The sequence below is a fragment of the Culturomica sp. genome, assembly GCF_003524185.1.
Lineage (GTDB): Bacteria > Bacteroidota > Bacteroidia > Bacteroidales > Marinifilaceae > Culturomica > Culturomica massiliensis.
Genome location: NZ_DOED01000007.1, coordinates 79,257 through 94,092, shown reverse-complemented (window position 1 = coordinate 94,092; position 14,836 = coordinate 79,257). Strand labels below are relative to the sequence as shown.

The window sequence follows — 14,836 nt, the reverse complement described above, 5'->3', positions numbered from 1 at the left end:
ATTTTTGATGTTTGACTTTTTATCTTTAAACTGTATGTATCGGGCTGAAGTATGAGGAAGTTTTTTAAATATCTTTTTCGGACGCTGGGGGTTCTTGTGGCGTTGATTCTACTGCTGGTTAGCTTGCTTTATATACCTGCCGTACAGCGTTATATAAAGAACAGGGTGGTGGAATATGCAGCCTCGCGCTGGGATATGACGGTCGGGATCGGAGAGTTATCTTTGAAATTTCCGGTAGATTTATCTTTGAAAAGGGTATATGCGGGAAAAACGAATACCGATACGTTGGCTTATCTGGGACGTTTACGTTTGAATGCGGGGATAGGCCGTTTAATGTGGGGACAGATTGCCGTAGATGATTTACAACTGGAAGATGTGGTGTTGAATTTGAGAAACGACACTACCGGTATGGTTTTGAAAGTACGTACCGATCGGGTCGGGTTGCAGGCGGATGTGGTTAGCTTGCGGGAGAAACGTGTGGATATCAGCCGTCTGTTGTGTTCCGGAGGAGATGTGTTTCTTGCGACCGGCGTGAGCAGGGAAGATCGGGATACTATAAAAAATGCTTCTTCATTCGACTGGACATTTGTTATCCGGCAATTGGAGATCGATCGGGTATATTATACAATGACCTCGGAGGCTTTGGCGCGTTTGTATGCCGGAGTTGGAAAAGGAATAATTGCCGGAGGTGTTGTCGATATGGTGCACCGGCAGGTGAATGTCGATTCTGTGAATTTGTCGGGAGGTGTTTGCGATTTGATTCCAATGGATACGCAGAGTGTAAGTCCGGTACAGGGGGCGGTATCTCCGGATACTGCCGGCTTATGGACCGTAGAAGCCGGCCATCTGGAATTGGAAAATTCGGCTTTTTCAATGTCGGGAACTGAAAATAAAAAGTTTGAGCTTACTTTGACGGATATCGGACTTCGGATCGATAGCGTATATAATCGGGGAGCTGTTGTAAAGGCTGATTTGAGTCGTTTGCAGGTTGTGAGGGCCCAAGGTGGACGGATTGAAAAGATGCAGGCGAGTGTCGATATGGGTGAGGAACGGACCGAGCTGGGAAATGTCAGCATCCGGACCCCATACACTAGCATACGTTTGAACGCTTTGTCCGATGCTCCGTTGGCGGAGATAGGCAAGACCGAGCCTTTGCGGGTTGTTCTGGAAGCTTCGGTGGGGATGGAGGATGTCCGTTTGTTTTGGGCGCAGATGCCGTTGGGGATGGAGAGAAAAAGTGTAAAGTTCGATATGGATATTTCTTATCGGGAGGATCGTATCGGTATCCGGAAGTTTATGGCCGTGATGCCCGGTAATTTCGATTTGTCGGGTACGGGGGAGGTGGCTTCATTCCGTGATTTGAATAATCTTGCCGGAGTTTTGAATCTGGAGGGAAATATTCAGGATGTTTCTTTTTTGAATGAAAAGAATAAGCGATTCCGCATACCGGATCAGATGCGGTTGTCTTTGGCGGCTCGTGCCGGGGCAGGGGTGTTACATCCCCGTCTGGAACTTTGCCGGGAAGCCGGCTGTGTTACTGTAGACGGCAGTTATGACGTGAAGAATGAAGGGTATGATGTACGTTTGGTATCGGACCGTTTTGATATCGGACGTTTTTTGCCTGCGGATTCTCTCGGAATATTAACGACGGATATTAAGTTGACGGGGCACGGGTATCGGTTCGGAAAGGCTAATGCCCGTTTGACTCTCGATTTACGGGAATTGGTTTATAAAGGACATCGTTACCGGGATATTTTATTGGCAACCGATGTGCAGGGGTCCCGTATAAACGGGCTGTTGAAGAGCGGTGATCCGGCATTGTTGTCGGAGATAGCCTTTAAAGCCGATTCTATCGGGAAAAGGTATGCTGTGGATGCAAACGGGAAGGTAGAAAAAGTCGCTTTGCAGGAACTGCATTGGGTGGCTGAAGAATTTTCTGTCGGGATGAATTTCGATATTAAAGCAAGTCTGGGGAGGCAGGGAGAAATATTGTTGAATACAGATATCCGTCAGGTGAAGGTTGAGGATGCCCGTAATTCTTATGATTTAGGCGGTTTAACTTTGCGCCTGGACAGTGAACCGGCAGAAACGGAAGCGGATTTGGTTTCCGGTGATTTCCGGCTGGCATTCAGGAGCGATACGGCTGTGACGGAGATTTCGGCGATGTTGGGAAATGCCGTCGGCGAGATTCAGCGACAGGTGCGGCAGCGGCGTTTGGCAATGGATAGCATACAGGCGTTGTTACCTTATTATACACTGACAATAGAAGGAAGTGTCGATAATGTCATGGGACGTTATTTGCAGGCCCGGGGCATTCGTTTTAAAGAGGTGTCGTTGAAATCTGCTTCACAAAAAGGCGAAGGAGTAAATATGGAGGCCATGATTGTCGGGCCTGTTTTGGATAAGGTGAAATTCGATTCCGTATGTATCTCTTTGCATCAGCAGGAGAATGGCATGGATTATCGTGTTAAAGTTCTCAATCCACAAGGGATTGTAAAAGATTTGTATGATGTCGTGCTCTACGGCTCTGTTCGGGATAACCGTTTTAAGCTTGCTGCCTTGCAAAAGAATAAGGAGGGGCAGGTCGGTGTGGATTTCGGAGCGGCGTTTACTTTCCGGGATAGTTCTTTTTCGGTTAACTTTTTTCCGCATGATCCGGTTCTGGGATATACGAAATGGATGGTCAACGCCGGTAATGAATTGAATTTTTATAAAGGAGGGGTGATGACTGCGGACTTGCGTATGGCTTATCAGGAGAAGTTGATCAGTTTGCAGTCTTTGGAAGACCACGGAGATGAGAAAAGACGTCTTCAGGTCGAAATCAATGGCATTGATCTGGCTTCGGTTTCGAATATGATTCCTTTTGTGCCGGATATACAAGGTATTCTAGGAACGGATTTGTTGTTTTATACGGTGGATGGACATACGATAGCCGAAGGGGATTTTAATATTCTGAATTTTTATTACCAACAACAGCGGATCGGGGATGTTAATCTGGATGTCAGTTATAGTGTGGCTAACCGGTTTACGGATCATTCCGTCGATTTTACCCTTTATCTGGATGATAAACCGAGGGCTGTGGCCAAAGGTGATTTCTCGACTTCTGACCGGAACAGGGAGATTACCGTGGATGTAGATCTGCCTTCTTTACCGTTATCCGTCGTCAATGCTTTTTTACCGTCGGATTTGTTACGGTTGACGGGAGAGTTACAAGGGAAAATAGACCTCCGGGGAACGATGGATAATATGTCGGTCAACGGAGGAATTGCTTTCCGGGATGCCAAAGCAGATATAACGATGCTGGGGACCGGATTTGTATTGGATACGACTTATATTCCGGTAAAAAGCGGAAAGATTCTTTTCGAGAAGTTCGGTTTTTGGGCACCGAACCGGCATGCACTGACAGTGGACGGTTCGGTTACAGTGATGCCCTTGACGAGGATGGGGATGGATTTGACTCTTGCTGCCAGGGATTTCCAGATTGTGAACGTGAAGGCCAATCCGGAGTCGATGGTGTATGGAAAGGCATATACCGATTTGTCGGCTTCTATCCAGGGACCTTTCGACCACCTGAAGTTGACCGGGAATGTCAAATTGCTGAATAATACGGCAATCAATTATGTGTTACGTAATTCTTCCCCTGAATTAAAGGACCGGAGTGTGGATTTGGTGCGTTTTGTTTCTTTCCGGGATACAACGTTGCTGGAAAAGGATTTGTTGACCAATCGGGTGAATACCGGAAGTTTCAATATGAAAGTGTTTATCGAGATCGGAGATGCCGTGAATGTGAATGTGGATTTGTCGGAAGGGGGGGATAACCAGATTGCTATTCAGGGAGGGGGTAATTTGATTTTTTCGATTACTCCCGAGGAAGGAAATAATTTAAGCGGTAAGTATACGTTGGCAGGAGGTACTGTACGTTATGCCATACCGGTGGTGGGGAATAAACTGTTTACCATACAGAGCGGCAGTTATGTCGAGTGGACCGGGCCTGTCGATAATCCGGCATTTCACATTACGGCCAGCGAATCGGTAAGGGTCAGTGTAACGGAGGATAATCAATCTTCCCGCCTGGTGAATTTCGATGCTATGATTCTGATTCAGGGAAATTTGCAGCAACCGCAGATTACTTTTGATCTGGCGGCTCCCAATGATCAGGCTATTCAGGTGCAATTGGCGGCTTTCTCTCCGGAAGAAAGGACGAAACAGGCTATGAATCTGCTGATATATGGGACGTATTCAGGACCCGGTACTGTCAATACGGGAAGTACTGCCAACAATACGCTGAATAATTTTGTGGAGAAAGAATTGAATCAGTGGAGTCGTAAATATTTGAAGAATGCCGGGTTGACGTTCGGTATCGATACTTATAATCAGATCGGGGCCGGAGGACAGGAAACGAAACGTACCGATTATTCTTATCAGTTTTCGAAGCAATTGTTCAATGATAAGGTGAATGTAAAGATCGGAGGACGTATATCTGCGGATAATGATCCGGGAAGCAGTATGGAAGATAATTTGGTTGATGATATCGCTATTGAATATATGTTTACCAAGAACCGGAATTGGTTTTTAAAGGTATTTCGTCATACCAATTATGAAAGTGTTCTGGAAGGAGAGGTGACCCAAACGGGTGTCGGTATTGTGTTGCGAAAGAGTTTCCGGAAAGTAAAGGATTTGTTTATACGAAAGTCAAAACGGGAAACCAGGAAATGATGAGAAACTGTATCCTATTGTCCTTTTTCTGTCTGTTGTTTTTTTCTTGTTCTACAACGAAAAAACTGACAGACGGGGAGGTGCTGTATACCGGTGTAAAGAAAATGAAAATTGAAACTCCGCCGAAGTTGAAGCTGAAAGGGCCGGAGAAATCCGCATTGACGTCACCGATGTCTTATCCGCCTAACAATCCTTTGTTTGCACCTTATGTCAGAAGTCCGTTCCCGATTGGTTTGTGGGTGTATAACTGGCATATAAAGAAAGAAAAAGGGCTCAAATGGTGGCTTTATCGTAAGTTGGCGAAAGAACCGGTACTGATATCGGATGTACAACCTGAATTGAGGTTGAAGATGGTGGAAAACAATATGAAAGATTTCGGTTTTTTCGGTCTGGAAAGCCGTTATGAGATTATTCCCCGTAAACGTAATCCGAAAAAGGCCAAAATCAGTTATTGGGTGAAGTTACCCGATCCTTTCCGTTATAGTTCCGTCGATTTATGGGGATGGAAAGGACAGATGGATTCTTTGGTCAGGCAGTCGATGCGGTTTAGTTTGCTCAAGGCCGGCGAACAGTATGATGTAAATGTACTGGAGCAGGAACGACAACGCATATCGGATATATTACGCAATCGGGGATATTATTATTTTCAGCCCCAGTATATCGAATTTTTGGCGGATACCACCCGGCGGCACGGGGAAGTCGATTTGCGTATCGGATTAAAGCAGGGTATCCCGGAAGTGGCTTTTCATCCCTATACAATACGGAATGTGGACGTTTCATTATTCGGGAACGACGATTCGGACCGGCGGGATACCTTGGAATACGATCGTCTGCAAATGGATTATTCGCCTCCCCAGACATTAAAACCGAAAATCTTGTCTCAGGCCGTGAAAGTGCGTCCCGGACAATTGTATACGGCCCGCCGTCAAAACCGGACCCAAAGCGGAATCGTGCAACTGGGGGTATTTAAATTCGTCAATTTGACGATCAATCCGGTCGATACTTCATACGGACGTAAGCTGGATTATAAGATATCGGCGGATTATGCCTTGCCGATAGAAACGGAAGTGGAAGTCGATATCGCCTCAAAATCGAATAATTTATTGGGGCCGGGATTGATCTTGAGTTTGAATAATAAGAATATGTTTAAACGGGCGGAAACTTTTTCTTTAAAATTGACCGGAGCCTATGAATGGCAAGTCGGAGGGGAAAAGACGACGAAAGGCCGTTCCGGGTTGATTAACTCTTATGAGTTGGGCGTCAATCTGAATTTGTCGGTTCCCCGCTTGCTGGTACCCGGCTTTCTGAAATCGGGAAAGGATCGTCAGGAGAGGACTCATTTTCAGATCGGAACGGATTTTCTGAACCGGCATAGCTATTTCCGAATGATTTCGTTTTGGGGAAGCGCTACTTATGATTTTAATTCTTCCCGGCGGAATTATCATTCGGTGGTGCCTTTCAAATTGAATTATACTCATTTGTTGCGAACGTCACATGAGTTTGATTCTACCCTGAACAAAAATCCGGCGATAGCCCTGAGTTTTAAAGATCAGTTTATACCGTCGATGTCGTATACCTATACTTTTGACCGGGCGGCGACCTACCGGAATCCCAACCGGCTTTTCTGGCAAACTTCCATTACACAGGCCGGGAATATTATTTCCGGTATTCAGTATCTGGCCGGGAAAAGGGGAGAAGGGCGTGAGATATTGGGAAATCGCTATTCACAATTTTTGAAATTGACGAGTGAGATTATCAAATATCGTCAGGTATCCGAAAACAGTCAGGTGGCTATGCGGCTTATGGGAGGAATCGGCTATGCATACGGAAATTCGAGAGTGATGCCTTACAGCGAGCAGTTTTATATCGGAGGAGCCAACAGTATCCGGGCTTTTCAGATCCGATCGATCGGACCGGGAAGCTATCATCCGGAAAAACGGTCGGTGACGGCTTACCTGGATCAGACCGGAGATATTAAGCTGGAAGGAAATATCGGTTATCGTTTTAAAATTGCCGGCCGGTTGAATGGAGCTGTATTTGTCGATGCCGGAAATGTTTGGTTGTTGCGGAAAGAAAAGGAACGTCCCGGCGGGGAATTCCGCTTGAAAGATTTGTGGCGGGAAATTGCCTTGGGGACCGGCTTCGGGTTACGTTACGATATTACTTATATCGTTATCCGGGCAGATTTGGGCGTGGCCTTGCATGCTCCTTATAATACGGGGAAACCCGGATATTTTAATATCAGGAATTATGATTTCAGAGACGGATTAGTATTGAATCTGGCCATCGGTTATCCTTTTTAGATTGAAAATAATTCGGGTTCTTGTTATATTATTTACTTTTTTTTCTATCTTTGCCCCGCTGTATTGGAGAGATGCAGGAGTGGCTGAACTGGCTCGCCTGGAAAGCGGGTATACCTCAAAAGGGTATCAGGGGTTCGAATCCCCTTCTCTCCGCTGAAGTTAAAGAGTTAATCGGATCGATTAGCTCTTTTTTTAATGTACCGGGATTCGAATGGAAGGATTGCCGGGAGGTGTTGCATACAGAGGTTTGGAATCACCTGAAAAATGCCATTGTGAATATGTTAATGTCGGTTTTTGCAACATTTTTTTATATTTTCAATTCTATCTTTTAATCTGGGATGTTCAATATCGTATTTATCCATTCTGCCCGCAAAGAGTCCGTTTAATTTTGTAAGAGCCGATATATATGTATCAGCACCAATAATTTGAGCTGCGTAACTATCTGCTTTTTTCTCATATTGCTTCATTATTATTCTGAGAAATGGTATTAACCCTCCGGCTAATCCGATTGCAGCGACGATGACATAGGGATTCTTGTTGCTGCTGTAGGATGCAAGAAAACCGGTGAGCATGGTAATATATACGCCGACAATGTCGATAAGTATGAGTTTACGTAAATGCTTGTATTTGATATGTCCAATTTCGTGGAGTAAAATACCTGTATATTCATCTTTAGACAGATTTTCTATAAGATTAGAACCAATCATTATTATTTGACTTTTCTTTGTTATCCCCATAGTACATGCAATATTGGAGTTTTTAATGACAAAAACTTTTCCATGACAGTCATTATCGGTCAAAAGTTTGGTGTATTCAGGATTCATTTCTTTTTTCCGGAATAAGAGATAATATAACGGGATGACAATGTACTTGTATAAGAATATGGGTGTTGTCATAATTGGCATACTGATAATTAACACGAGGAGTATATATTCATTAGCAATGCCCAATGCTGACAGTCCGAACGGTACGATTACCGATAGTGAAATGACACACATAAAAACAGGAATAATTAAAAGGGATGAGATGAGTGTTTCTTTCCAGCATTCTTTTATATTTTCGCCGTAAAATGTAACAGAAATAATAAGTCCTGATAGAGATATTCCGATCGAAGCTAATAATATTGTAACCCACATAATTGAGGAATAAAGGATGTTTACTGTTTCAGATGTAATAAATTTGAAGCTCCCAATAAGTTGTTCATTGATTTCGCGGATGCAATGTAGTATGAAATATTTTAACCTGCAACTCGGATTTAGCGAATGGATTTTTACGGTATTTTTACAGGCTTTCCCTTTTTCCATAATTCAAGCAGTTAAGGGAGGTGAGCAAGAAATACCCGGATCCGGGATGAGTTTATAGAGGAAGAAGTGGAGGGTGAAATTTAAGTATCTGTGCGGTTTACCTCCTTTTTTCTTAACTGTTTGTAAGGTATTATCAATTTTATTATCATTATATTTGCACCTTATTGGAAAAAAATGCTCCTGCATATCTATTGTAAAATAAGGCTTGGGAAGTTATATGAAAAGTAAGATGCAGATGTGGAACGTGATATCCCTTTTGGGTGTGATGCTTTTTTATTTGTCCGGTATAGCCTGTGCAGAAGAAGGGATACTTATTCCCGGAGGGGCGGGAGGGGCGACCGTATCGTTGCCTGAAAAAAAAGAAGCGGTTGATTACTTTGCTTCCGATACGGCTTCTCTGCCGTTTTCGCGTCGCTTTATTCATCGATTGAGTGTAGAAGCCCGTCCGGGGTATATTTTTACGACAAATTCTTTTCTGCGGGGAGAGAATATGTATCGGAAACCGATCAAACATACCTTTTCCTCTCATCTGAATTATTCGTTTCAATTTCGTCCCAATACCTGTGCCGACCGGATTTACGGAGGGGCATACCAGGGGGCCGGATTGGCTTACTATACGTTCGGGGACCGGAAGGAAATAGGAAATCCGGTTGCATTTTATTTGCTTCAGGGGGCACGTATCACCCGTTTTACTTCTTATTTGTCACTTAATTATGAGTGGAATTTCGGATTTTCAGTGGGATGGAAACCGTACGATTACGGAAAAAACAATTATAATAAGGTGATCGGGTCGAGTACAAATGCCTATATCAATACTAATTTTTATTTAAACTGGCGTCTTTTCCGGCATTTGGATTTGATGACCGGTGTGACGTTGAGTCATTTTTCCAACGGTAATACGCGTATTCCGAATGCGGGTTTGAATACCGTCGATTTGAAAATAGGTTTGGTATATAATATGAACAGAAAAGAGGATTTACTGGGTAAGTCTTTGTTTAAGCCTTTTGTACCGAAGTTTCCCCGTCATATCAGTTACGATTTGGTGTTGTTCGGTTCGTGGCGCCGGAAAGGGGTTATTTTCGGTGATAAGCAGGTGGCTTCACCGGAGGCCTATACGGTGTTCGGCTTCAATTTTAATCCGATGTATAATATCGGATATAAGTTCCGTATCGGATTGTCGTTGGATGGGGTATACGATGGAAGTGCCAATGTTTTTACAGAGGATTATATTGTCGGTACGACACAGGAGTTTTATAAGCCTCCGCTCCATCAACAACTGGCATTGGGTATTTCGGGCCGGGCGGAATATGTGATGCCTTATTTTACGATCGGAATCGGTGTCGGCGGTAATGTCTTACACGGAAAAGGGGATTTGAAGGCTTTTTATCAGATTTTGGCATTGAAAATTGCCGTTACCCGAAGTTCATTTGTTCATGTCGGTTATAGTATTCACGATTTCAGTACGCCTAATTTTCTGATGCTGGGAGTGGGCTACCGCTTTAACAATAAATATCCGAAAGTTATTCAACGCTGAATTTAACTTTGAATCAGCAGTGGCGGGAGGAAGGAAAGATGATTTATGATTTTTGATTTACGGTTGCAGATTATTTCCTGAACCCGTTTATGGCTGATTTGAAAGTTCGTTTGTGAGATTTGCGGAATTTACCGGTTGATAAGAATCGTAAATCAAAAATCATAAATCATAAATTATTTTTTCTGGCCTTGTTTGGCGACAGCTTCCATCATTTTACGGATTTCTTCGGGATCGCCGAGGAAGTAATCTTTTTGTAATTTTAACGTATCGTCGAATTCAAATACATAGGGAACGGCTGTCGGGAGGTTTAGTTTTACAATCTCATTGTCCGGAATATTTTTGAGGTATTTTATAATTCCTCTCAGGCTGTTGCCGTGAGCTACAACCAGGAGCTGGTCGAAATGTTGTAATGTCGGAACGATTACTTCTTTCCAGTAAGGAAGTATACGTTCGACCGTGTCTTTCAGGGATTCCGTCAACGGGAGATGATCGCTTTGAATTCCCATATAGCGGATGTCCAGACGCGGATTACGCGGATCGTTTTCCCGGAGTGCCGGCGGAGCGATGTCGTAACTACGGCGCCAGATCAATACTTGTTCTTCTCCGTATTTAGCGGCTGTTTCGCTTTTGTTCAAGCCTTGCAGGTTACCGTAATGCTTTTCGTTTAACCGCCAGGTTTTTTCTACGGGAATCCAATCGAGGTCCATCCGGTCGAGTACGACATTCAGGGTTTTTACTGCCCGTTTCAGAAAGGAAGTGTAGGCTTTTTCAAACTGAAAACCTTTTTCTTTCAATAGATTTCCGGCTTTTACCGCTTCTTCGATTCCTTTTTCCGTTAGATCAACATCCGTCCATCCGGTAAAACGGTTTTCTTTATTCCAGGTACTTTCGCCGTGGCGAAGTAATACTATTTTTTTCATGTTTATCGATTAAAATTAAATATGTATGGATTTGTATTATGCCAGCGTAATGCTTTTGTCCAGGTATACATCCTGAATAGCATTGAGCAGGCGTACTCCGTCTGCCAACGGTTTTTGAAAGGCTTTGCGGCCGCTGATCAGGCCCATACCTCCTGCTCGTTTATTGATAACGGCGGTTATAATGGCTTCCTGTAAATCCGTATCTCCGTGTGATTCCCCTCCGGAGTTGATCAGGCCGGCACGTCCCATGTAGCAATTGGCCACCTGATAACGGCATCTGTCGATCGGGTGCTCACTGCTCAATGCCGAGTACATACGGGGATCCGATTTGGCAAAGTGCAAGGTGGTAAACCCACCGTTTGTTTCGGGTAATTTTTGCTTGATGATATCGGCTTCGATTGTAACACCCAGGTGATTGGCCTGTCCGGTAAGATCGGCAGCCGTATGGAAGTCGGTTTGTTCCGTTTTAAAGGCAGGGTTACGCAAGTAACACCACAGAATGGTAGCCATTCCTTTTTTATGGGCGTATTCGAATGCCCGGGCTATTTCGATGATTTGTCGCCGGCTTTCAACCGAACCGAAATAAACGGTCGCTCCGACAGCAACAGCTCCCATGTTCCAGGCTTCATCGATAGTACCGAATAAGATCTGGTCGTAGCTGTTGGGATAGCTCAACAATTCATTGTGGTTGATTTTTACGATAAACGGAATTTTATGTGCGTATTTCCGGGCGACAGAACCGAGTACCCCAAATGTGGAGACTACGGCATTACAACCGCCTTCTATTGCCAGACGGATGATGTTTTCCGGGTCAAAGTAAAGGGGATTGGGAGCGAATGAGGCTCCGGCCGTGTGCTCTATTCCCTGATCGACCGGAAGAATGGAAAGATAGCCTGTATCAGCTAAACGGCCGTGACTAAAGAGTGTTTGTAAGCTTTTCAGTACGGGAATATTCCGGTCGGAATTGCTCCATACTTCACTTACAAAGTCGGGAGAGGGAGCATGTATGAGTTGTTTGTCTATGGTTTTACAGGTGTGACCGAGGTAGTATTCCTGTTTGTCGTCTAAAATTTTTGCTATGTTATTCATAGGATTTAATTTTTACACATTGTTGTATTAAGAGTTTTACGAATATACAAAAGCAAAAGTTTTTGCCGCGCAGGAAAAAGAAAACCTGTAAAGTCCGGTATTGACCGAAGCTTTACAGGTTTCTGTGGAAATGACCTTCAATGGGATTATAAGGTCTTTTTAATTTCTACTTCTTCAAAAGCTTCGATCATATCTCCGATACGTAAGTCGTTGTAGTTCGTAATGTTCAGACCGCATTCAAAGCCTTTGGAAACTTCTTTCACGTCGTCTTTGAAACGTTTTAAAGAACCGAGTTCGCCTGTATAAATTACGATACCGTCGCGAATGATGCGAATCTTGGAAGAACGGGCGATTTTTCCGTCACGTACGATACACCCGGCAATTGTACCGACTTTTGAAATTTTGAATGTTTCCAGTACTTCGACTGTCGCTACGACTTCTTCTTTGATTTCCGGGGATAACATACCCTCCATAGCAGCTTTGATTTCTTCAATGGCGGTGTAAATAATAGAATATAGGCGGATATCGATTTGTTCTTTTTCCGCTAACTTCCGTGCACTCATGGAAGGACGTACCTGGAATCCGACGATGATGGCATTGGAAGCCGCTGCCAGCATGACGTCTCCTTCGGAAATTTGCCCGACAGCTTTGTGGATTACATTTACCTGAATTTCATCCGTAGACAGCTTGATCAGGGAGTCGGAAAGGGCTTCTATCGATCCATCCACGTCGGCTTTTACGATGATATTCAATTCCTGGAAGTTACCGATGGCAATCCGTCGGCCGATTTCATCCAATGTAATATGTTTTTGCGTACGCAAGCCTTGTTCGCGTTGTAATTGCTCGCGTTTGTTTGCCAGGAGACGAGCCTCTTTTTCGTTGGCCATTACGTTGAATTTGTCTCCTGCCTGGGGTGCGCCGTTTAATCCAAGGATCAATGTCGGTTCTGACGGACCAGCTTTTTCCAGCTTTATACCTCTTTCGTTGAACATGGCCTTTACGTGGCCGAAATATTGACCGGCAAGAACAACATCACCTACTTTTAGAGTACCGGATTGTACCAATACGGTAGCAATATATCCCCGTCCTTTGTCCAAAGAAGATTCGATGATAGAACCGACGGCCTTTTTGTGCGGATTGGCTTTTAAGTCGAGCAATTCGGCTTCCAGCAATACTTTTTCCAGCAGTTCCTCGATATGCAGACCTTTTTTGGCTGCAATTTCCTGACATTGGTATTTACCTCCCCATTCTTCGACGAGGTAATTCATATTGGCCAGTTCTTCACGGATTTTGTCCGGATTAGCTCCGGGTTTATCAATTTTGTTGATCGCAAATACGATGGGCACTCCCGCTGCACTTGCATGGTTTATGGCTTCAATGGTTTGCGGCATGACATTGTCATCGGCTGCAATAATGATGATGGCGATATCCGTTACCTGTGCACCGCGGGCACGCATAGCGGTAAATGCCTCGTGTCCCGGAGTATCCAGGAAAGTTACAGCACGACCGTCAGACAATTTTACGTTGTAGGCACCGATATGCTGGGTAATACCTCCGGCTTCGCCTGCAATCACATTGGTTTTGCGGATGTAGTCGAGCAATGATGTTTTACCATGATCGACGTGTCCCATAACGGTTACGATCGGCGGACGCGGGAGCATGTTTTCAGCGGAATCTTCCTCTTCTTCAATTGCTTCCTGAATATCGATACTGACGAATTCAACGGAGAAACCGAATTCATCGGCTACCAGGTTAATGGTTTCTGCATCCAGACGTTGGTTGATGGAAACAAATAAGCCTAAACTCATGCAAGCCGATATAATATCCGTTACCGGTGTGCTCATCATGGTTGCCAATTCAGCAACGGTAACGAATTCCGTCAGTTTCAGAACGCTTTTATCTTTTTCTTCCTGTTCCATTTCTGCCTGCAATTTTTGTTGCACGGCATCCCGTTTGTCACGGCGGTGTTTGGAAGCAGCAGATTTACCTTTATTTCCGAGACGTGCGAAGGTGTCTTTAATTTGCTTGTCGACATCTTCTTCCGAAATTTCGGTTTTGTCCTGTTTCTTTTTCTTCAGTTTTTTGAGTTTCTTTTTATTCTCTTCGATTTTGCTGTTTTTATCGTTTGAAGGATTAACAGCTACTTTTTCATCCGAACGATGAATCCTTTTCCGTTTTTTCCGGATGTCTCCGTCATCTTCCGAGTTTTCTTCGGAATTGGTATTCGTATTGGTATTTTGGGTTTCTGTCCTGATCGGCACAGCGACCCGGTTTACTTTTTTCAATTCTTTACGATCCCTTTCTTTCTCCTGTTTGCTTTTTTTCGGAGGACGGGTACGTTGATTAATGGAATCGAGATCAATGCTGCCTACGACTTTGACGTCTTTGACTGTCGGTTGCGTAATTTTAAACGGTGTCTCGTTGTTATCGGTTTCTGTATTCTCTTTTTCTTCCTCCGGTTTAACAGCAGGAACTTCCTGTGTCGTTTTTTCTTCGGCAACAGGCTTTTCTGTTTCTTTCGGTTCCGGCTCCGGTTGCTGCAGAACGGGTTCTGCTTCCGGTTCTTTCTGCACTTTGGCCGGTGTGTTTAAATCAATGTGATCGACTACTTTGATTTTGTTTTCCAGTTTTACTTCGTCTTTTACAGAAATGAACTCTTCCTCATCATCGTTCTTTTCCGTGATAATACCCATGTCGTCAATGGAAACGGTTTCTTTTTTCTTACGGGTATTTTTCAGGTCAACCATTGTGGATTCCTTTTTCACTTCGCTGTCTGAAGAAAATTCTTTAGCCACCAGGGCATAATTTTCGTCAGAGAGTTTGGTGTTGGGATCAGAAGATATCTTGATCCCTTTTTCATGCAGGAATTCTACAATTGTAGCGACTCCTACGTTAAATTCTCTGGCTATTTTACTTAATCTTACTGGCATATAGAGATTTTAATTTTTTACAAGATTGTTTTCGGCGGAA

At 44.0% G+C, this 14,836-nt stretch carries 7 protein-coding genes and 1 tRNA gene; 4 read left to right on the top strand and 4 right to left on the bottom strand.

Annotation, left to right across the window (positions count from 1 at the left end; genetic code table 11):
* The first annotated feature begins 51 nt into the window (after positions 1-51).
* From DD657_RS02705 to DD657_RS02695, 3 genes are all read left to right on the top strand, one after another.
* Complete coding sequence (locus DD657_RS02705; protein WP_287048381.1) at positions 52-4,716, top strand: translocation/assembly module TamB domain-containing protein; 4,665 nt, start codon at positions 52-54, stop codon at positions 4,714-4,716.
* Complete coding sequence (gene tamL / locus DD657_RS02700) at positions 4,713-7,019, top strand: translocation and assembly module lipoprotein TamL (protein ID WP_021987427.1); 2,307 nt, start codon at positions 4,713-4,715, stop codon at positions 7,017-7,019. Before DD657_RS02705 ends, tamL begins: the two co-directional genes overlap by 4 nt.
* A 65-nt stretch (positions 7,020-7,084) precedes the next feature.
* Positions 7,085-7,172: transfer RNA gene (locus tag DD657_RS02695), tRNA-Ser, on the top strand.
* Positions 7,173-7,300: 128 nt separating this feature from the next.
* Here DD657_RS02695 and DD657_RS02690 read toward each other — a convergent pair.
* Positions 7,301-8,323 (bottom strand): M48 family metallopeptidase, encoded by a 1,023-nt coding sequence (locus DD657_RS02690; RefSeq protein WP_287048380.1) that lies wholly within the window; start codon positions 8,321-8,323, stop codon positions 7,301-7,303.
* 217 nt (positions 8,324-8,540) lie between these two features.
* Here DD657_RS02690 and DD657_RS02685 point away from each other — a divergent pair, with 217 nt between their 5' ends.
* Positions 8,541-9,857 carry an acyloxyacyl hydrolase gene (locus DD657_RS02685; protein WP_287048379.1) on the top strand — a complete coding sequence of 439 codons (1,317 nt, stop codon included), beginning with the start codon at positions 8,541-8,543 and terminating at the stop codon, positions 9,855-9,857.
* Positions 9,858-10,030: 173 nt separating this feature from the next.
* On the opposite strand, the gene gpmA is transcribed toward DD657_RS02685, so the two are convergent.
* The 3 genes from gpmA to infB form a co-directional block, all read right to left on the bottom strand.
* Positions 10,031-10,777, bottom strand: a complete 747-nt coding sequence (gene gpmA / locus DD657_RS02680; protein ID WP_021987430.1) for a 2,3-diphosphoglycerate-dependent phosphoglycerate mutase — start codon at positions 10,775-10,777, stop codon at positions 10,031-10,033.
* Between the two features lie 36 nt (positions 10,778-10,813).
* Positions 10,814-11,866: a class I fructose-bisphosphate aldolase gene (locus DD657_RS02675; RefSeq protein WP_287048378.1), complete on the bottom strand. Its 1,053-nt coding sequence runs from the start codon at positions 11,864-11,866 to the stop codon at positions 10,814-10,816.
* 146 nt (positions 11,867-12,012) lie between these two features.
* Positions 12,013-14,796, bottom strand: coding sequence for a translation initiation factor IF-2 (gene infB / locus DD657_RS02670; protein ID WP_287048376.1), 2,784 nt, complete (start codon positions 14,794-14,796; stop codon positions 12,013-12,015).
* Positions 14,797-14,836: the final 40 nt, after the last annotated feature.